Origin of the sequence: Nonomuraea sp. NEAU-A123, from assembly GCF_018603905.1 — a bacterium.
GTDB lineage: Bacteria > Actinomycetota > Actinomycetes > Streptosporangiales > Streptosporangiaceae > Nonomuraea.
In genome coordinates, this window is sequence record NZ_JAHFZZ010000018.1 from 1 (window position 1) to 19,008 (window position 19,008).

Annotated in this window: 18 protein-coding genes; 8 read left to right on the forward strand and 10 right to left on the reverse strand. The window is 70.0% G+C overall.

What is annotated here, in order from left to right:
- Positions 1-74 precede the first annotated feature (74 nt).
- Positions 75-503: an IS200/IS605 family transposase gene (gene tnpA / locus KLK06_RS41415; RefSeq protein WP_214641347.1), complete on the forward strand. Its 429-nt coding sequence runs from the start codon at positions 75-77 to the stop codon at positions 501-503.
- A gap of 477 nt (positions 504-980) precedes the next feature.
- Here the strand turns inward: tnpA and KLK06_RS41420 are convergent, their stop codons facing one another.
- Complete coding sequence (locus KLK06_RS41420; RefSeq protein WP_214641176.1) at positions 981-1,877, reverse strand: alpha/beta hydrolase; 897 nt, start codon at positions 1,875-1,877, stop codon at positions 981-983.
- On the opposite strand from KLK06_RS41420, the gene KLK06_RS41425 reads away from it, so the two are divergent.
- Entirely contained in the window at positions 1,876-3,006 is a 1,131-nt protein-coding gene (locus KLK06_RS41425; RefSeq protein WP_250906828.1) for a CdaR family transcriptional regulator, read from the forward strand. The two genes, KLK06_RS41420 and KLK06_RS41425, sit on opposite strands and share 2 nt — an antisense overlap.
- Positions 3,007-3,108: 102 nt before the next feature.
- Here the strand turns inward: KLK06_RS41425 and KLK06_RS41430 are convergent, their stop codons facing one another.
- Positions 3,109-4,137: an alcohol dehydrogenase catalytic domain-containing protein gene (locus tag KLK06_RS41430; RefSeq protein WP_214641177.1), complete on the reverse strand. Its 1,029-nt coding sequence runs from the start codon at positions 4,135-4,137 to the stop codon at positions 3,109-3,111.
- Between the two features lie 286 nt (positions 4,138-4,423).
- Positions 4,424-5,317 carry an MBL fold metallo-hydrolase gene (locus KLK06_RS41435; RefSeq protein WP_214641178.1) on the reverse strand — a complete coding sequence of 298 codons (894 nt, stop codon included), beginning with the start codon at positions 5,315-5,317 and terminating at the stop codon, positions 4,424-4,426.
- Between the two features lie 79 nt (positions 5,318-5,396).
- On the opposite strand from KLK06_RS41435, the gene KLK06_RS41440 reads away from it, so the two are divergent.
- The gene (locus KLK06_RS41440) at positions 5,397-6,272 is read left to right on the forward strand and encodes a LysR substrate-binding domain-containing protein (protein ID WP_214641179.1); all 876 of its coding nucleotides are present in this window, start codon (positions 5,397-5,399) and stop codon (positions 6,270-6,272) included.
- Between the two features lie 245 nt (positions 6,273-6,517).
- The gene (locus KLK06_RS60555; RefSeq protein ID WP_214641180.1) at positions 6,518-7,012 is read left to right on the forward strand and encodes a MarR family winged helix-turn-helix transcriptional regulator; all 495 of its coding nucleotides are present in this window, start codon (positions 6,518-6,520) and stop codon (positions 7,010-7,012) included.
- 100 nt (positions 7,013-7,112) lie between these two features.
- Here KLK06_RS60555 and KLK06_RS41450 read toward each other — a convergent pair whose 3' ends face one another.
- Positions 7,113-7,859: a TetR/AcrR family transcriptional regulator gene (locus KLK06_RS41450; protein WP_214641181.1), complete on the reverse strand. Its 747-nt coding sequence runs from the start codon at positions 7,857-7,859 to the stop codon at positions 7,113-7,115.
- A 55-nt stretch (positions 7,860-7,914) separates the two neighbouring features.
- On the opposite strand from KLK06_RS41450, the gene KLK06_RS41455 reads away from it, so the two are divergent.
- From KLK06_RS41455 to KLK06_RS41465, 3 genes are all read left to right on the forward strand, one after another.
- A complete protein-coding gene (locus KLK06_RS41455; protein ID WP_214641182.1) occupies positions 7,915-9,123 on the forward strand; it encodes an FAD-dependent monooxygenase in 1,209 nt (402 codons plus the stop codon).
- An 88-nt stretch (positions 9,124-9,211) separates the two neighbouring features.
- Entirely contained in the window at positions 9,212-10,420 is a 1,209-nt protein-coding gene (locus tag KLK06_RS41460; RefSeq protein ID WP_214641183.1) for an FAD-dependent monooxygenase, read from the forward strand.
- 34 nt (positions 10,421-10,454) lie between these two features.
- Positions 10,455-11,174, forward strand: a complete 720-nt coding sequence (locus KLK06_RS41465; protein WP_214641184.1) for a TetR/AcrR family transcriptional regulator — start codon at positions 10,455-10,457, stop codon at positions 11,172-11,174.
- 285 nt (positions 11,175-11,459) lie between these two features.
- Here the strand turns inward: KLK06_RS41465 and KLK06_RS41470 are convergent, their stop codons facing one another.
- From KLK06_RS41470 to KLK06_RS41495, 6 genes are all read right to left on the reverse strand, one after another.
- On the reverse strand, positions 11,460-12,275 hold the full coding sequence (locus KLK06_RS41470; RefSeq protein WP_214641185.1) for an ABC transporter ATP-binding protein: 816 nt from the start codon (positions 12,273-12,275) through the stop codon (positions 11,460-11,462).
- A complete protein-coding gene (locus tag KLK06_RS41475) occupies positions 12,272-13,306 on the reverse strand; it encodes an ABC transporter ATP-binding protein (RefSeq protein WP_214641186.1) in 1,035 nt (344 codons plus the stop codon). The genes KLK06_RS41470 and KLK06_RS41475 overlap by 4 nt, the downstream gene beginning before the upstream one ends.
- A complete protein-coding gene (locus tag KLK06_RS41480) occupies positions 13,303-14,844 on the reverse strand; it encodes an ABC transporter substrate-binding protein (protein ID WP_214641187.1) in 1,542 nt (513 codons plus the stop codon). Before KLK06_RS41480 ends, KLK06_RS41475 begins: the two co-directional genes overlap by 4 nt.
- 68 nt (positions 14,845-14,912) lie before the next feature.
- The gene (locus KLK06_RS41485; RefSeq protein ID WP_214641188.1) at positions 14,913-15,800 is read right to left on the reverse strand and encodes an ABC transporter permease; all 888 of its coding nucleotides are present in this window, start codon (positions 15,798-15,800) and stop codon (positions 14,913-14,915) included.
- Positions 15,797-16,726: an ABC transporter permease gene (locus KLK06_RS41490; protein ID WP_214641189.1), complete on the reverse strand. Its 930-nt coding sequence runs from the start codon at positions 16,724-16,726 to the stop codon at positions 15,797-15,799. Before KLK06_RS41490 ends, KLK06_RS41485 begins: the two co-directional genes overlap by 4 nt.
- A 31-nt stretch (positions 16,727-16,757) precedes the next feature.
- Positions 16,758-17,804, reverse strand: coding sequence for a LacI family DNA-binding transcriptional regulator (locus KLK06_RS41495; RefSeq protein ID WP_214641190.1), 1,047 nt, complete (start codon positions 17,802-17,804; stop codon positions 16,758-16,760).
- A 184-nt stretch (positions 17,805-17,988) separates the two neighbouring features.
- Between KLK06_RS41495 and KLK06_RS41500 the strand changes: the two genes are divergently transcribed.
- The gene (locus KLK06_RS41500) at positions 17,989-18,957 is read left to right on the forward strand and encodes a dihydrodipicolinate synthase family protein (RefSeq protein WP_214641191.1); all 969 of its coding nucleotides are present in this window, start codon (positions 17,989-17,991) and stop codon (positions 18,955-18,957) included.
- Positions 18,958-19,008 lie beyond the last annotated feature (51 nt).

Genomic DNA, 19,008 nt, shown 5'->3' on the forward strand with positions numbered 1-19,008 from the left:
GCCGCCTGCTCAGGCGTCGGCAGAAGCTTCACCTGCACCACCAGCTTCACCTCGAACACACTACCGTTTGGTCCATGTCACCGCGCTGGGAACCCAATCCCGATATCCGACGGGGACGCACCGTCGTATACAGCCTTCACGCACATTTGGTCTTTACCCCCAAATACCGGCGGAAGGTCTTCACCAATGAGCTCCTGACCCGTTGCGAAGAGATCATGATTGAGGTGTGCGACAGCTTCGGGGCCCTACTGGTCGAGTTCAACGGCGAACACGACCACGTCCATCTCCTGGTTCACTACCCGCCCAAGGTCGCCCTGTCGGTCCTGGTCAACTCCCTCAAGGGCGTCTCGGCCCGGCTGCTGCGCAAGGAGTTCGGCCCGCACGTGCGCCAGTACCTGTGGGGCGGGCACTTCTGGTCCCCGTCCTACTTCGCCGCCTCCTGCGGCGGTGCCCCACTATCGATCATCAAGGAGTACATCGAGAACCAGAAACGACCCGGCTGATCTGCCTATCCAGACCTGCCCGCTACTACACCACTCGGGCCGGGAGGCCCTCCCGCGCTGTCGTTTCCTCCCGGGCGTAAACGCCCGGGGTTCCACGCCAGAATCCGCTGAAGCGGACCGATGCCGACGACGTACTCGTCCGTCTGAACGTCCTGCAGGGCAGCGCCGCCCGGCGGCTGTACGAGCGTCACGGGTTCACCGTGGAGGCTCAGGACCCGGTCGACATCTTCATGGTGCGACGGCCGGGTGCGGGCGCCCCATGAGGTAGGCCGTCCGTATGGGCCCATGCGTCTTTGTCGCATCCTGCAGCGGTTCCGGCCACCAGCCTGATCTCTTCCTCCTCCTGTCCCGCCCGCTCCGGACGGAGGTATCCCCATGAGGCAGGACACGACCTCCCAGTGATCGGCATGGACGTCGGCGCCGGTCTTCGCGTGGAAGGCCATCAGCCGCCAACCGTCCTGGTCGGCCGCGACGGCCTCAGTCGGCCAGGCCACGACGCAGGGCCGCGGCAAGTTCGGCGAGTTGCCGCTGTGACACCTCGGCGGACAGGATCGCCTGCGACCCGTGGAAGGTGCCGGGCCACTGGTGCAGATCGACCGATACGCCCGCCCGCAGCAGGCGCAGCGCGTAGTCGATGTCTTCGTCGCGGTTCGGGTCGAACTCCGCCGTGGCGATGTAGGCGGGTGGCAGGCCGGACAGGTCGCTGGCCCGTGCCGGGGCGGCGTAGGGCGTGGCCAGCGTGGTGCCCAGGTAGTAGCGCCACGATGCGGTGACCGCGTCGCGATTCAGCCAGGGCGTATCGGTGAAGTTCCGGGCCGACCAGCTCTCCTGGCGGTCGTCGAGCTCGGGCTCGTTGAGCAGTTGGAAGCGGATCGGCGGGCCCTGCTCATCACGCGCCCGCAGCGCCACCGCGGCCGCGAGCCCCCCACCGGCACTGTGACCGCCGACCGCGATCCGCCCGGCGTCGATGCCGAGCTCGGCCGCGTGCTCGGCCGCCCAGCACAGCACCGCGTAGACGTCGTCCAGCGCGGCCGGGAACCGATGCTCGGGAGCCAGCCGGTAGCCCACCGAGATCACCACCGCGCCCGAGCCGTCCGCGAGCCGGGCGGCCCAGAGGTGCTCGGTGTCCAGGTCACCCATGACGAATCCACCCCCGTGCAGCCAGACCATGGCACCTTGGGCCTGGCGCGGGCGATAGATCCGCACCGCTACGTCCGGATCGGCGGGCACCATCCGGTCCTCGACCTCCATGTCCGTGAGGTCCAGTGTCGGCCTCGCGGCGGCCGCCTTGGCGTAGTGCTCGCGGGCGGCGACCGGGTCGGTCAGATCGACCTGGGAGACCAGCGGGAGGAATGCTTCAAGTTCGGGATTCATGGCGACCATTCTCACGGTCGCCATTCCCGAGATCATCCGCCATCCGTCGGCCATCCCCACGGAGTCGCACACCGATCGGCGCTATTCTCCTGCCATGGAGGCACTGGCCGAACGGTTGTCGCAACTGGACGCGCAAGCCGAAGGCGCGATTCGCGTCGTCGCGTTCTACGACACGCTGATGCGCCGGCGGGTGGACCTCCCCGCGCTCGCCCGGGCCTCGGCGGTCCTCGCCGAGTGCGTGGCCGGGTTGCGGCTCCACGGCACGGGCCGGGCGATCCGCATGGCGCCCGACGGCAGGCAGGCATCCACCCCGCCGGCACCCGCGTCCACCACGATGCCGATCACCCTCGACGAGGAGGAGATCGGCACGGTGTGGCTGGAACGCCCCGGCCCACCCGTCCCACTCGACGACATGCTCCTCGACCGCCTCGCCATCGCCGCCGCGGCGGCCGCCGAGAGGTATGGCCCGGCCCGCACCACCATGGCCGACCCCGCACTCGTCGAACTCGCGATCAGCACCGACAGCGACGACCCCGCCACAGCCAGGGCGCTACGCCTGCTGGGCTTCGCCGCCGACCTGCCCATCCACGTCCTCGCCGTACGCTCAGAGCTCCCACTCGACCAGATCGCCACCCTCGTCTGCCCAGCCCGCCCGGTAAAGGCGGCACCACTCACCGACGCGGGCGTCATCCTGGCCACCACCATCGACCCAGCCCGAATTCCAGCGAGCGCACGCGCGGGCATCGGCGCCGCGGAAAGCCCCAGCCGATCCTGGCGGCAAGCCCGCACCGCCCTCCGTTTCACGACCCCACGCCAACCGGTCATCCACTACGACGACCTGGGCGCCCTGACGCTCCTGACCGAAATACCCCCCGAAACCGCCCGAGACAACACCGACGTGGCCGCCATCACCCACATGGCCGACAACCCAGAAGACCTGGAGACGCTGGACGCCTACTGCACCACCGGCTCCCTGCGCCAAGCCGCCGACCTCCTCCACCTGCACCACAGCAGCGTCGCCCGCCGCATCGAACAACTCGCGAAAACCCTGCGCATCGACCTCACCCAACCCACCGGCCTGACACGCGCCAGACTCGCCCTCACCACATGGCGGCTCCTCAACAACTGAGCGAGAACAACCACACACACGTCTGCTGACCCCGCCCGACGACCGCCTCGGCTGAGTCCGGGGTTGAAGTCTTCGGGAACTGGGGCAGCCGGTGCCGCGCGATCAGTTACCGGTGGTCAGGACCATGCGGAAGCGGGCCTGGCCGGAGACCATCTTCTGGAACGCCGCACCGGCTTCCTCCAACGGAACCTCCTCGGTCCACGCCCGGACGCCGCTCTGGGCGGCGAACCTCATGGTGTCCTGGATGTCGACCGCGATGCCGGAAGCATGCCCGTACACCCGCTTGGCCCCGCCCACGAGCTGCAGGGGCGTGATGTCCAGTGACTCCATGTCGACTCCGACAATGATGAGCTCACCGCGGCGCCCCAGCCCATCGACCGTCGCGGACATCGCCGCGGCGTTGGTCACCGTCGCCAACACCACCTTGGCTCCCCCGCGGGCCTGCAGCGCGTCGGCCGTCTTCTCGGTGGCACTGTCGATGTAGTGAGAGGCGCCGAGCTTGTGAGCCAGCGACGCCTTTTCCGGACCCCGAGCGATCGCGATGGTGTCGAAGCCCATCTTCGCAGCGAACTGAACGCCCAGGTGCCCCAGACCACCCAGACCAAGGACCGCGACGGTGTCGCCTGAACGCGCGGAGCTGCGGCGCAACGCGTTGTAAACGGTCACGCCGGCGCAGGCCAGGGGCGCGGCTTCCACCGCCGTCAGCTCGTCCGGGACCGAGGCCAGGGCGACGGCCGGGACCACGACCGAGTCAGCGAATCCTCCGGCGTACGCGACTCCCGGCACCTGAAGCTCGGGACAGAGGACGCCGTCCCCCTCCCTGCAGGCGTCGCAGTGGCCGCAACTGCCGCCGTACCAGCCGACCGCGACCCGATCACCCACAGACCAGCCGGTGACGTTGTCGCCGATCGCCGCGATACGTCCCGCGATCTCGTGCCCTGTGGTGACGGGAAAGGTGGTGCCCGGAATGTATCCGGCGGTGATCATCGCGTCCGAGTGGCACACCCCGCACGCCTCGACGGTGACCCGCACCTGCCCCGGCCCCGGCTCCGGGGTATCCACCTGAACCAGCGACATGTCCCCGTCAGGCTGGGCGACCTGCATGGAACGGTGCGTTGCAGAAGAAGACATACCGTCTCCTTTTCTCACGGTTCTTACGGTTCTTACGGGAAGCAGCCGCCTTACAGAGCGGCCTCTACTAGTCCACCATTTCACCTCATTCATTCACTTCTTGTCGGACCCCCGGTAAGGATCCGCGACTGCCGTCGATTGCTGGTCAGAGCGCTGTTTGCGCCCTCGTCACCGACCGGTGGGACGGGCCTCCCGTCCGCGTCCGTCGCGGCCCCGCGGTGCCGGAGCCCCCGACGTTCTGTACGCCTTCACAGCAACCGGGCCGATCCAGCGGGGCGAGATCACGTCAGGCGTGCTCCGCGCAGAAGCAGCCAACGCCCTTTTCGATCCACTCCTGGCCGACCCACTCCGGGTGCCGCTCGATCATCAGCGCCCTGACCTCTTCGACGATCGCCTCCTGGGTCATGGCCGAGTCGCGCCGTACCCAGGTCTCATCGCGCAACAGCTCGAGATAGTCACGGACATCGACCAGCAACTGCCGGCCGGAGATGTCGCCGTGGCCGGGCACCACCACGTTCGGGTCGGTCGCGACCAGGCTGCGCATCACCTCGATCCAGCCCAGCCCCGAGACGTCGGTGTCGTACGGCGGGAACCACGGGAAGATCGAGAATTGGCCGGCGTCGACCAGGTCACCGGTGAACAGCACGCCCGCGTCCGGCACGGTCACCACCTGGTCGCCCTTGCTGTGGGCGCGCCCCGTGGCACGCAGCCGCACGACCCGGCCGCCCAGGTCGAGCTCGTACGCGCCGTCGTAGACCGCGTCCGGCGCGACCAACTCGACGTCTTCCAGCTCCCGCGCGATCGGCGCGCCCAGACCGCGGAACATCTCAAGGTAGCCCGGCCCCTTTCCGGCCAGGTCCGCTGCCTGCGCGCCGTTGACCAGGTACGTCGCCTCGCCCGCGAAGGCCTGCGCGCCGAACGCGTGCTCCGGGTGGAAATGCGTCGTGGTCAGGTAGAGCTTGCGGCCCTTGGCGTACTCGGTCGCGAAGGCGAGCACCGTCTCGCCGTTGCGCGGACCCATGCCGGTCTCGACGACCAGCACAGAGCGGTCGCCGCCGATGACACCGATGTTGGGCACGAGCTCCACCCGGCGGTTCGGGATCACCACCAGGTCGCGGGCGAGTTCCCGGACCTGGGTGATCTCGACGATCGGCTCGTGGAGGAGGGGTTCGGAAGACATGCCCCGACCCTGCCGCCGGCGCGTGCCCGGCGTCCAACACCGATTCCGCAAGCCCGATACCGTACTGGTATCTTCGCTGATGATGGAGCTCCGCCTGCTGCGCTACTTCGTGGCCATTGCCGAGGAACGGCACTTCGGGCGGGCCGCCGCCCGGCTGCACATGACGCAGCCACCGCTGAGCCGGGCCATCAAGCAACTGGAGACCGACCTGGGCGTCGTGCTGCTGCATCGTTCGGCCACCGGCGTCGAGCCCACCCCTGCCGGCAACGCGCTGTACACCGAGGCGCGCACGCTCCTGGAGCAGGCCGAGCAGGCACGCGCGCGAGTGACGGCAGCCGCCGACGCCGTGACCCTCACCATCGGCACGCTCGCCGACAGCGCCGAAGAGGCCGGCACGCGCCTGGCCGCGACCTTCCGCCGCCGCCATCCCAAGGTCTCGATCCGGATCCGTGAGGCGGACTTCACCGACCCCACCACCGGGCTGCGCAACGGCCTGGCCGACGTGGCGCTGACCCGATTGCCCTTTGACGGCATCGGCATCAGCGTTCGCGTGCTGCGTTCCGACCCGGTCGGGGTCGTCCTGCGCGCGGACGACCCGCTGGCCGGCCGCGACACCGTATGCCTGGCCGACCTCGCCGACCGTCCCTGGTTCCAGCTACCAGAAGGCACCGACCCGATCTGGCGCGCCTACTGGAACGGGGCGACGCCCGTCGGCGAGCGGCCGGCCGGCCCGGTGGTGCGCACCGTCAACGAATGCATGCAGGCCGTCCTCTGGAACGGTACGGTCGGCATCGCGCCGCTCATCCACGCCCTGCCCGATGGGCTGACCTGGGTGCCTTTGACGGACATGCCGCCGAGCTCCCTCGTTGTCGCCTGGGCGACCGAACATGAGAGCCCCCTGGTCCGCTCGTTCGCCCACATCGCCGTTGAGACGTACCGGTCAGCGCACACGTAGTCGCGTTCGTGCGAGGTTGTCGAGGTAGCCCTGGCCGATCACCGACGGCTGGGCGCCCTCGGCGTTGATCAGTCCCGCAGACAGCCTGTCCGAACAAGTAGTTGCCGTAGTTCATTCCAGGGACTGCGCCGCTCGGGCGGACACGCTCGCAACGGGGAGGCCGCCTACCTACACAGAGAAATCTGCAGATGGCACTAGACTTGTGCTTGTTCGAGCACCTATCGGTGATTGCGAGGTAACTCCGCGTGGGCAGGCCGAAGGATTCCGGCGAGACCGCGGATGTCCCGTGTGCACCGCTGCCCGCCTCGGCCCAGGCCGGGCCGATGAACCACGCGATCGTCCGCGTCGCACGCCTGCACCGCATGCTCGCCACCCAGCTCCTGCGCCGCGTCGGCCTGCACCCCGCCCAGGAGCTGGTGATGATGCAACTGTGGGACCACGGCCCCCAGCGTCAGGTCGACCTGGTCCGGATGCTCGGCTCCGACGCCGCCACCATGACCCGCACCATCCAGCGCCTGGAACACGCCGGGTTCGTCCGCCGCAAGCCCTGCCCCACCGACAAACGCGCCACCATCATCGAGGCCACCCCCGCCAGCCAGTCCGTCCACCGGCAGATCGAAGACATCTGGACCGAGCTCGAAACCGCCACCACCGCCGGCCTCACCCCCGACCAGCAGGCCGAGGCCCTCATAGTCCTCCAGCAGATCGAAGACAGCCTCGCCCGTGCCGTGTGTGGCTGAGATCTCCACGTCCGTACCCATAAGGCGCGCCGGCCTTCTCGACGTTGGCGAGCGGGACGACCATCCCGGTGACGCGGGCCGACCGTCCACCGCGAGCCGATCACCCGGCCCCGTCAAGGCGTGACCTGATCAGAACCTCCACGCCGTCCAGGATCCGGTCCAGGCCGAACCCGTAGTCGAAGTGCCGCTCCTCCTCAGGGATGCCCGCCGGGTAGTCGAACGCCCCCGCGTCGACCGCCAGGCGCAGCGCGGGAAAGCGCCGCTCGTCGGCCAGCGAGCCGAGCAGCGTACTGTAGGCGGCGATCGACTCCCCTGAGGCGGCCTGGCCGAGATCCGCGGTCATCCGCGCGGTGGTAAGCATGTAGTTGGCGACCAGCAGCACCACACCGGCCTTGTCGCTCTCGCTGAGCCCGGTGCCGCCCAGCACGGCCAGGGCCCGGTCGGTCCACGCGAGCTGGTTGGGCGTGACGGGCGGCCCGGTGACGGGCAGGTGGACGATCCACGTGTGGGCCCGCAGCATCTCCCACTGCGCGCGGCACCAGCGTTCCAAGCCGGGCCGCCAGCCCTCGCAGGGCCCGTCCAGCTCGGCGGGCACGGCGGCGACCGAGTCCAGCATCAGCAGCAGCAGCTCGTTCTTGCTCTTGACGTGCCGGTAGAGCGACATCGTGGTGAACCCCAGCCGCTCGGCGACCCTGGCCATCGACACCGCTTCCAGGCCGCCCGCGTCTGCCAGATCCACCGCCGCCCCCGCGATGCGGGCGAGGCTCAGCCCGGTCCTGGGCTCGGGCGCGGGCCGATGGAGCCGCTCCCAGAGCAGGTCGAGCCCGGCCGGCAGCTTGTCGTTCATCGTCTCCCGCTTTCATGGTCGCGCTTACGCCAAGTGTATGCCATACACTCGGTGTATGACATACACAGCACTGATCGCGGGCGGCGGAATCGCGGGTACGGCGGTCGCGATCGCCCTGCGCAAGGCGGGGATCGACGCGGTGGTCCACGAGGCGTACGACACGACCGCGGACAACGTGGGCGCGTTCCTCACGCTGGCGGTGAACGCGCTCGACGCCTTACAGGCGATCGACCTCGACATGGGCGAGGTCGGCTTCGACACCCCGCGCATCACGATCACCAGCGGTTCCGGCCGGAGGCTCGGCGAGCTCCCGTACGGCACGGGCGCACCGGGCGGCCTGGTGAGCCGTACCGTCAAGCGCGCCGACCTGTACCGGTTCCTGCGCGAGCAGGCCGTCAGCCGAGGAGTGCGCATCGAGTACGGCAAGCGGCTCGTGGACGCGACGAGCACCGGCGGCGGAGTGGCGGCGCGATTCGCCGACGGGAGCGTGGCCGAGGCGGACCTGCTCATAGGCGCCGACGGCCTGCGCTCGCGCACCCGCGAGATCATTGACCCGGCGGCGCCGGGCGCGAGGTACGCCGGGCTGCTCAACACGGGTGGCTACGCCCGCGGCGTCCCCGCCGCCGGGGAGTCCGGGATGATGCACGCCATCTTCGGCAAGCGCTGCTTCTTCGCCTACATCGTGCACCCGGACGGCGAGGTGTGGTGGGCGGCGAACCCAGCACAGGCCGCCGAGCTCACCCCCGCCGAAGTGGCGGCGATCACATCGGAGGAGTGGCGGACCCGGCTCAGCGAGCTGTTCAGGCGCGACCATGGGCCCGCGCTCGACATCATCGCGGCGACCGACGAGATCTTCGCCGGCTGGAACACCTACGACGTACCCACGGTGCCGCTCTGGCACCGCGACCGGATGATCATCATCGGCGACGCGGCCCACGCCACCGCCCCGTCGATCGGGCAGGGCGCGGCCATGGCCATCGAGGACGCCGTCGTCCTGGCCAAGTGCCTACGCGACGGCCCCGACCCCGAGTCCGCGTTCACCGCTTACGAGCGGGCGCGGCGCGAACGGGTCGAGCGCGTCGTCGAGCAGGGCAACCGTACCGGCGGCTGGAAGGCGCTGAGCCCGCTGGCCAGGGTGCCGCGCGACGTGATCATGAGCCTGGGCATGAGGCACCTGGCCAGGACCGGCAACGACCCGAGCCGCTGGATCTACGAGCACCGCCTCGACTGGGACGAGCCCGCGTGGAGCGCCTCTCACCGGTGAGCGCGCTGGCACAAATAACTGACCAGAAGAACCAGATTGGTCAGTTCGTCAGCTAGGGTGGCGGTGACTCGACAGGAAGGGAGTCGCCATGAAGAACGCAGTCGGGCGTGGCCGTGCGCTGGTGGTCGGGCTCGGGATCGCGGGCATCGCCACCGCGCTACGGCTACGGCAGGTCGGCTGGGAGCCGGTGCTGGTGGAACGGGCCCCGGCACGCCGCTCGGGCGGGTACTTCATCATGCTGTTCGGCACCGGTCTGGCCTCCGCGCGGCGGCTGGGCGTGGCGGAGGCGATCGGCGACCGCACCCCGCGGCCTGCCCCCTACGAGGTGAACCGGGCCGGACGCCGCACCGCCGGCATGAGCCTGGCCAACCTGCCCGGCAAACCCCGGGTGGTGCTGCGCGGTGACATCGAGCAGGCGCTCTTCGCCGCGCTGCCGACCGATGTGGAGATCCGCTATTCCACCGTGCCCACGCGCATCATCCAGGACGACTCCGCGGCGGAGGTCACCCTGCGCGACACCGCTTCCGGCGCCACCGTCACCGAGCGCTTCGATCTGGTGGTGGGCGCCGACGGCATGCGCTCGACCGTGCGCAGGCTGGCCTTCGGTGCCGAGGATTATCTGCATCCGCTGAACTACATGATCGGCGCCACCGTCCTTGACAAGCCGATCGAGGGCCTCGACCAGGAGCAGGGACTGATCCTGGCCGAGCCTGGACGCTCGGCGTGGATCTTCCCCTTCTCCGACCACACTCCGGGCCTGCTGTTCTCCTACCGCACCAACGACATCGACGCCGAGTTCGCCCGCCCACCGATCGAGTCCATCCGCGCCGCCTTCGGCCCGCAGCCCCCCGGGCCCCTGCTGGAGAGGTTGCTCACCGCGTTCGAGCACGCTCCGGAGGCTCTGTTCGACTCGGTGAACCAGGTCAAGATGCCGCGCTGGCATCAGGGGCGGGTCGTGCTGGTCGGCGACGCCGCCTGGTGCGTGACCCTGTACGCGGGGATGGGCGCCTCCAGTGGCATGGCCGGAGGCGAGTTGCTGGGCACCATGCTGCAGCGCCACGGCGACCTGCCCGCCGCGCTGCACGCGTGGGAGGCCCGGATGCGGCCGTTCATCCAGACCGAGCAGGACGCCGCGCTGATCATGCGCAGGATCTTCACGCCCCACGATCGCAGGGAGCAGTTCCTGCGCGCCGCGATGCTGCGCCTGATGCGCGCCCCGGTCATCGGGCCGGCCATGGGCAGGATAATGAACGGCGCAGACATGGAGAACAAACAGTTCGACGTCGCCGCCGTTTGACGCCTCCCGAGCACGGAAGAACAGGACAGCCCAGGTGAGCCAACTGATCGAGCGCCACTCGCGCAAAGCCGCCCGTATTCTGGACAGCGCCCGCGAACTGGTGCTCGACCATGGCGCGCACAAGGTCACCGTCAGCGAGATCGCCCGCGCGGCAGGGGTCGGCAAGGGCACCGTCTACCTGTACTGGCCCGCCAAGGAGGACCTCATCCTCGGCTTGTTCGCCCGCGAACTGCTGACCTTCCTCGATGAGATCCTCGCCCGCATCACCGCCGACCCCGCCACCGTGCTGCCGCGCCGCCTGGCCCCGCTGCTGATCCGCACCGGGCTGCGACTCCCCCTGGCACGCCGCGTGCAAAGCGGCGACACCGATCTGCTGCGGCTGCTCACCCAGCAGGCCGGCGACCGCGAGCTGTTCGCCCGCACCGCACCCAGCGCCATGTGCGAGACGGTCATACCGATCCATCACCGCCACGGCCTGATCCGCCACGACCGCCCCTTGCCCGACCTGACCTATGCCGCGCACGCCCTGCTCACCGGCTTCGGCACCGCTCTGTCCGACCCGGCCACCGCCGCGTTCGGCGCGAACGACCCTGACCAGGTCCTCGCCGACACCGTGGCCCAGCTACTCGAACCCCCCGTCGCGCCCGGCGAGCCGGGCATCGCCGCAGCCGCCGAGGAGATCCTCACCGTCCTGCGCCAGCACCGGGAGGCGGTGCTGGCGCTGATAGAGCGCAGCCAGACTCTCCAACAGTGAGCAGGCCTGGCCGCTTTCGACGCGAACGCCAAGCGTGCGCTGTCGGCATAGCCCTGGCGGCACCGGAATTCTGTGCTGCGCGTCCCGCACGGCGTGGGGGTGGAGGGGGCGGCCAAGCGGCTGCGGGGCCTGTTCATCGGGTCCGCTGCCGCTCGGGCAGGACGAGCCCGGCAACACGGAGGTAGTCAGGTTTCCGCGCAACCTCAGGAATTTGGTGACACGAGGTCGCGCACGACGGCAAGGCTTCTACAGTCCCCCTGGAACAGCCGGGAGCCGGCCGACGGCTCAGTTTCCGCTCCTGTCCTGGGCATCCGTGGTGGACAGCTCAAGGGCGGCGTCGAGCAGGCTGCGGGTGTACTCGTGCCGCGGCGCACCCAGAACGTCCGTCGTCCGCCCTTCCTCCACCACCACACCGCGGCGCATGACGGCGATCCGGTCCGCGATCTGGTGCACCACCCCGAGGTCGTGGGAGATGAACAGCATCGCCAGATGATGGCGCTCGCGCAGGTCGACCAGCAGCCGGAGGATCTGCGCCTGGACCGACACATCCAAGGCCGACACCGCTTCGTCGCACACCAGCAGCCGCGGTCTGACGGCGAGCGCGCGGGCGATGCTGACCCGCTGGCACTGTCCGCCGGAGAGTTCGTCGGCCCGGTGCCGGGCGACGCTCGCGTCGAGCCCGACGTCGTCGAGCAGGCGGTGCAGAGCGGCGGTACGGTCGCCGGGCGGGGCCGATTCCGGATGGGTGCGCCATGCCTCGTTGATGATCGCGGTGACGGTCATGCGCGGGCTCAGCGACGACCGCGGGTCCTGGAAGACCATCTGCGCGGCACGTTGCTGCGCCGTGGTCCGGCGCCCGACCGGTCCCAGGGGCACGCCGTCGAGCAGGACGGCGCCGGAGCCGGGCCGGACCAGGCCGACTATCGCCCGGGCCACCGTGGTCTTGCCCGACCCCGACTCTCCGACCAGTCCCACGATCTCATCGGGAGCCACCGCGAGGCTCACGCCGTCGACCGCGACGAAGTCCGCCGAGCGTGACCGGAACCAGGCATTGCGGCGGGCGAAGCTGACCCGCAGGTCATTCACTTCCAGCAGGCTCATCGCTGCAGCAGCTCCTCGGCGAAGTGGCACGCGGCCCAACGGCCGGGCGCGACGGGTCTCGGCTCCGGCTCCTCGGTGCGGCACTGGTCTTGCGCCAGCGGGCACCGAGGGTGGAACGCGCAGCCGGGCGGGCGGTTCGCCGGGGTGGCCGGTGTGCCGGGCAAGGGGTGTGCCAGTGCGGTACGGGTTCGCACCGCGGGCACGCTCTCGACCAGTGCCCGGGTGTACGGGTGGGCCGGGCGGGCCAGCACCGCCGTGGTGGGGCCGCGCTCGGCGACGCGGCCGGCGTACATGACGACGACCTGGTGCGCGACGTGCGCCACGACCCGCAGGTCGTGGCTGACGAGGAGCATCGCCAGTCCCTGGTCCTGCTGGATGGAGCGCAGCAGGCGCAGGATGCGCGCCTGCACCGTCACGTCCAGCGCGGTGGTGGGTTCGTCGGCGAGCAGCAGTGCCGGGCTGCCCGCCAGGGCGAGGGCGATCATGGCCCGTTGCCGCAGCCCGCCGGAGAACTCGTGGGGGTAGCTGCGCATCCTCGCGGCCGGCTCGGGGATGCCCGCCCGTTCGAGCAGTTCGAGCACCCGCAGGCGTACATCGGCGCGCGGGCGGCCGGCGCGGCGGAGGATCTCGCCCACCTGGCGGCCGATCGTCTGAGTCGGGTTGAGCGCGGCCAGCGGGTCCTGGAAGATCATTGCGATCTCGTGGCCGCGCAGCCGGCGCCGCCGGGCGGGGCTCGCCCGGAGCAGATCTTCGCCCTGCCAGTGCAGTTCCCCGCCGGTCTCCGCTCCGTTCGGGAGCAGGCCGATCACGGCGTTCGCGGTCATCGTCTTGCCGCTGCCCGACTCGCCGATGAGCCCGACCGTCGTCGCCGGCGGGATGTCGAACGTCACCCGGTCGACGACGCGGACGCTGCCTCCGGCGACGGGCAGGTCGACGACCAGCCCGTCTACCTCGAGCAGCGGGTCGCCCGTCGTCGCGTCGGCCGGCACTGGGGACGCCGCCCCCTCGGCCGGGGTCCGCGTTCGGCTCATGAACCGCTGACCTGCATGCCGGCGAAGTTGGGCAGCCCGTTCGGATCCGGTGTGACGCCGGTGACCCGGCGGTTCCAGGCATAGGCGTACTTGACCGCCATCGGGAACATGCCGACCGCGTCCTGCCAGATGATCTTGCTGGCTTCGCCGTACAGCTTGACCCGCTCGTCGGGGTTCGCGCTCGCCCCGGCGGCGGCGAGCAGCTTGTCGAGCTCGGGGTTGCAGTAGCCGTTGCGCTTGGCCGCGCACGGGTACAGCCGGCCGAGCGTGTTGGCCGCGTCGAACGTGGGGTTCGAGAGCTGCTGGAAGTTGATGTCCCAGTTCAGGGCGAGCAGGTCCTTGGTGAACACCGCCTGCTCCTTCTCCAGCAGGTCCACCTGGACGCCGATCTTCTGCAGGTCGGAGACGATCGCCTGGTTGAACGGCCGGAACTCGGCGTTGGCGAACTGCAGCCGCAGCTTGGCGGAGAAGTCGAAGCCGGCGGCCTTCAGCGCGGCCTTCGCCGCGGCCGGGTCGTAGCGGACGGGTTCCTGGGGGACGTAGCCGAGGGTGACGGGCGAGACCGGGGCGTCGGCCAGGGTGCCCGACTGCGGGTACAGCCGCTTGATGATGGTCGCGAAGTCGACCGCCTGCCACAGCGCCCGTCGTACCTTGGCCTCCTTCAGCGCCGGCGCGGAGGAGTTGAACCACATGGTGAACACGGCGGTGCTGGGCACCGTCCCGACCGTGAGCTTGGAGTCGCGCTGCAGCTCGGCGAGCTGGTCGTCGGGGATGCCCCAGATGAGGTCCACCTCGCCGGTCCGCAGCGCGGTCATCCGGGCCGCGAGCTCGGGCATCTTGCGGATGGTCACCCGGCCGAGCCGCGGCGCGCCGCCGTAGTGGTCGGGGTTCGGCACCAGGACGAGCGTCCCGGAGGGGTCGAACTTCTCGACCTTGAACGGCCCTGATCCGACCGGGTGCTGGAAGAACGCCGGGTCCTCGCCGGTCAGGCTGCGGGGCAACACGTAGAAGATGGCCAGCTTGTACGGCACCGCCGCGTCCGGTTTCGCGGCCTTCAGCACCACCTCGGCAGGCGACGTGGCCGTCATGGTGTAACCGGCGAAGTTGGCCGCGTTCGTGCTCTTGAGCTCGAGGAGTCGCTTGAACGAGGCGACGACGTCGTCGGCGGTGAGGGGCTTGCCGTCGCTGAACTTCACGCCCTGGCGCAGCGTGAACGTCCACTGGGTGGCGGAGGCGTCGGGCTTCCAGGCGGTGGCGAGGTCACCCTCCAGGCTGCCGTCCGGACGCGGCCGCACCAGCCGGCTGAAGATCGCCTGAGATGCCAGCTGGGTGCCGGTGGCGCTGCCACCCGTGGGACTGCCCGGGTCGAGACTGTCGATGGCGTAGGTGCCGGCGACGGTGATCTCACTGCCGCCGGCCGCGCCGCCACCGGTGCCGCCACCGGTGGCGGCGCTGCATCCGCTCAGCGCGATGGCCGCGGCGGCGATAAGGGTCAGTGCCGCGTGGCGCGGCCTGCCTGAGGCGAGAGGTCTGGTCATGGACGTCTTCCCGTCTTCCGGGGGCTTTCAGGGAGTGCTTGTGAAGGGAAGGGAGGTGTGCCGGTGCCTTACCTGAGGTGTCCGCGTCCGTAGCGGGCGGTGAGCTGGTCGCCGAGGATCCCGATGTTGATGATCAGCAGCGACAGGGCGATGCCGGGCAGAGCCGAGATCCACCAGGCGGTTTCGAGGTACTGCTTTCCGTTCGCGATGGTCTGGCCCCAGGACACCGCCGAGTTGGGCAGGCCGATGCCGAGGAAGCTGAGCCCGGCTTCGGCCAGCACGACGAGAGCGAACTCCAGCGTCGCCAGGGCGACCACCGGACCGACCGTGAGCGGCAGGATGTGCCGCAGCAGGATGGACGTCGGCCGTACGCCGAGGACGCGGGCCGCGTCGATCCAGGGCCGCTCCCGCACCGACAGGGCGACGCCGCGGGTGACCCGCGCGAACGAGATCCACGGCGTCGCGGAGAGCGCGGCCACGACCACCAGGACGCTGCGCTCGAAGGCGCCCGCGATGACGATGGTCAGCAGGATCGCCGGGAAGGCGAGCAGGATGTCGATGCCCCGGGCGAGCACCGTGTCCAGCCAGCCGCGAAAGTAGCCGGCGACGATGCCGACGGTCACACCGATCAGGCAGGAGACGACGACCGTCGAGACGCCGATGATCACCGACGTGCGAGCGCCGTAGACGACCTGGGCGAGGACGTCCCGGCCGAGGCCGTCGGTGCCGAACCAGGCGATCCCGCCCGACACGACGTGCGCTCCCGGGCTGAGCAGCCGGTCGTCGAGAGAGACACGCACCGGGTTGTAGTCGATGATCAGCGGGCCCACCCCGCCGACCACGGCGTAGACGGCGAGCACGGCGTACGGGATCCGGCTGATCCACCGCCCGACTGCCGCCCGCCCGCGGCGGGCGCCGATCGGGGTTTCACGCTGGACGTCGACGGCGGCGGTCATGCCGCACCGTCCAGTTTGATGCGCGGATCGAGTTGGGAGTACAGCAGATCGGCGACGAGGTTGAACAGCATCACGATGCCGGCGATCAGGAAGGTGGCCGCCTGCACCACGGCGTAGTCGCGGTTGGAGACCGCCTCCACCACGAGCGTGCCGAGCCCGGGCCAGGCGAAGACGTTCTCGACCACGACCGCGCCGCCCATCAGGCCGGCCATGTGCAGCCCGACGATGGTCACCACGGGGATGAGGGAGTTGCGCAGTGCGTGTCCGAGCAGCACCTGCTGCTCGGTGAGGCCTTTGGAGCGAGCTGTCTGGATGTACGGCTCGCGCATCGTCTCCGCGACGCTCGTCCTGGTCAGGCGGGCCACGATGGCGGTGAACGGCAGTGCCAGCGTGATCGCCGGCAGGATCAGGTGCGCTGGTGAGCCCGCCCCCGCGCTGGGCAGCAGGCGGAAGGCCAGCGCGAAGATGAGGATCAGCATGATGCCCACCCAGAAGGTGGGGAACGACTGCAGGGCGATGGTGCCCGCGGTGACCATGCGATCGACGGCGCCGCCCGGACGCCCGCCGGCCAGCAGCCCGAGCACGAGGCCGAGGGCCACGGCGATGAGGCTGGAGGCGAGCATCAGGTCGACCGTCGCGGGCAGGCGCTCGAACACCTCCGACATCGCCGGCCGATCGAAGCGGTAGGAGTCACCGAACTGCAATCGCGCCACGTCGGCGAGGTAGCTGAGGTACTGGGTGAACACCGGCCGGTCGAGTCCGAGTTTCGCGGTGAGCTCGGTCACCTGCTCCCGGTTCGCGTCCGGGCCCAGCAGGATCGTCGTCGGATCGCCCGGCGCCACCCGGACGATGAGGAAGATGAGCGAGGCGGCTCCCCACATCACCAGTACGCCGACGAGCAGCCGTTTGGCGATGACGCGAATCATAGGATGTTCCAGCCGGCGGGGGCGGGCTTGGTCACTGCTCTCTCCTTGGTGGGGCCACCGTCGCGCCCGGCATGAGGGGGCATTCGACGTATTCTCTGCAGGCCTCCTGCTCGGGCGTCTCCAGCAGCCGCACCAGCAGGTGGGTGGCCTGCCGGCCCATCTGTTCACGGGGGACCACCAGGCCGGTCCAGGGCGTGTCGGTGCGGGGCGCGCCGGTGGAGTCACCCAGCACGACGATGCTCAGGTCGTCCGGTACGGACAGTCCGTGCCGCCGCGCGCAGGTCAGGAGCTCCTCCGCCAGGAGGATCTGCTCCACCACCACGGCGGTGATGCCGCCGTGCCGGATCTCCGCCAGCAGACCCGGCACGTCGTCGGGGGACTCCAGCGTCCATACCGGACCGGTGAGCCGTCTGGCTTCCCCGGCGGGCATCGCTCGCCGGAACCCCTTCTCCCGGTCTCGGCTGGGCTGCGCCCCGCCGTCGCCGATGCGGGCGTATGCGACGCGCCTGTGCCCCAGCTCGAACAGCCGTTCCGTGAGCTGCCGGGTCGCTTGGGCGTAGTCGGCCGCCACGTAGGAGATCGGCGTTCCGGACACCTCCCGGTGGCCTACGTAGACGAACGGATAGCCGGTGTCGCGCAGCCGTTCGATCTCCTCGACGTTCGGGTCGCGGCCGAGCAGCAGCGCGCCGTCCGCGAGCGACAGCCGGGTTGCCCCGTCGCGGAAGACCTGCCGCTCGCCACCGACGCTGGTGAACATCAGCAGGTCGTAGCCGAGGTCCGCGGCCGCCTGCTCCATGCCGAGCAGGAACGGGAAGTAGAAGTCCACGCTGGTGGTCGGGAAGACGGGTTCGAAGGTGTACACCCCGAGGATCTTGTTCTGGCCGCCGGCGAGGGATCGCGCCGACGCGTTGGCGACGTAGCCCCACTCGCGGATCGCCGCCAGCACTCGCTCTCGGGTCGCCGGACTGATCCGGACGTCGTTCCGTTCGTTCAGCACGAGCGAGACGGTGGCCTGGCTGACCCCCGCGAGGCGCGCGATGTCGGCCTGGGTCGGTCTTCGCACCGGTCCGCGACTCATCCGAGCCTCCTGCTAATACGCCTGATCCGGTGAGCGCAAAGTCTTGCTCTCGATTCTGTGAGATGTCAATGGACCTGGGACAGAATGGCCCCCGGCAATGCAGCGGAAATGCTAATACCCATAATCATCTGGCATCCGGGACTGATCGCCGGTACCGTCCGGATCACTCGCCGAGGGAGGTCCCATGGCCACCGTTGCCGACCCGTCCGACCATCCGGTCGCCGGGGTGATCATTCCGCTCGTCACCGCGCTCGACCGGCGTGGGCGGCCCGATCCACCGGCCGTCCGGCCGCTGCTGGCGCATCTGGCGGCCGGCGGCGTCACCACACTGATGCTGGCCGGCACCAACGGCGAGGGCCCGCTGCTGCCCGCCGACGCCGTCCGTACGTACGCGGTGGAAGTGGCCGCCATGTGGCGCGAGCTGGCCGGGGCGTCCGCCCGGATCATGGTGACCGCCGCCGGCACCGGCACCCGGGAGACCCTCCAACGCATGGAGTGCCTCGACGGCCTCGACCTGGACGCCGTGGTCGTGCTCGCACCGTCCTACTTCCGGCATACCGAACGCGAACTGCACGCGCACTTCCGCGACGCCGCCGGCCACGGCAGGCCCGTCGTGATCTACAACAGTCCCGGCTACACCGGCAATCCGATCCCCGTGTCCCTGATACGCCGCCTGCTCGAGGAGCCGGCCATCGTCGGCTTGAAGGACAGTTCGGGGAACACCACCCTGTTCGCCGAGTTCTGCGCGCTGGCCCGGGAACGGCCCGCCTTCCAGGTGGCCCAGGGCACCGAACGGCAGCTCGCCGAAGGGCTGCGCCTGGGGGCCGCCGGGCTGGTGCCGGGCGTGGGCATGCTCGCGCCGGCGCTCTGCGTCGACCTGCTCAAGGCCGGCCGCGATGGAGACCACGCCGCCGCGGCCGCACGGCAAGGCGACGTCGACCGGCTGGCCGCGCTCTTCGCGATCCGGCCGGCGTCCAGCGGCATTGTCGTGATCAAGACCGCGCTGCACGAGCTGGGGCTCTGCCCGCCCCACGCCGCCGCGCCGTTCCTGCCCCTCACCGAATCCGAGCTCACCGCGCTGCGCAGCGCGCTGGCCCCGTTGCGAGACCTTGTGCGGCCAGACGCTCTGCGGGCAGCGCGTCAACCCGAGTAAACCGACCCCCGCCCAGTCCTGTCCTCAGGAAGTTCATCCGAGGAGAGTCGT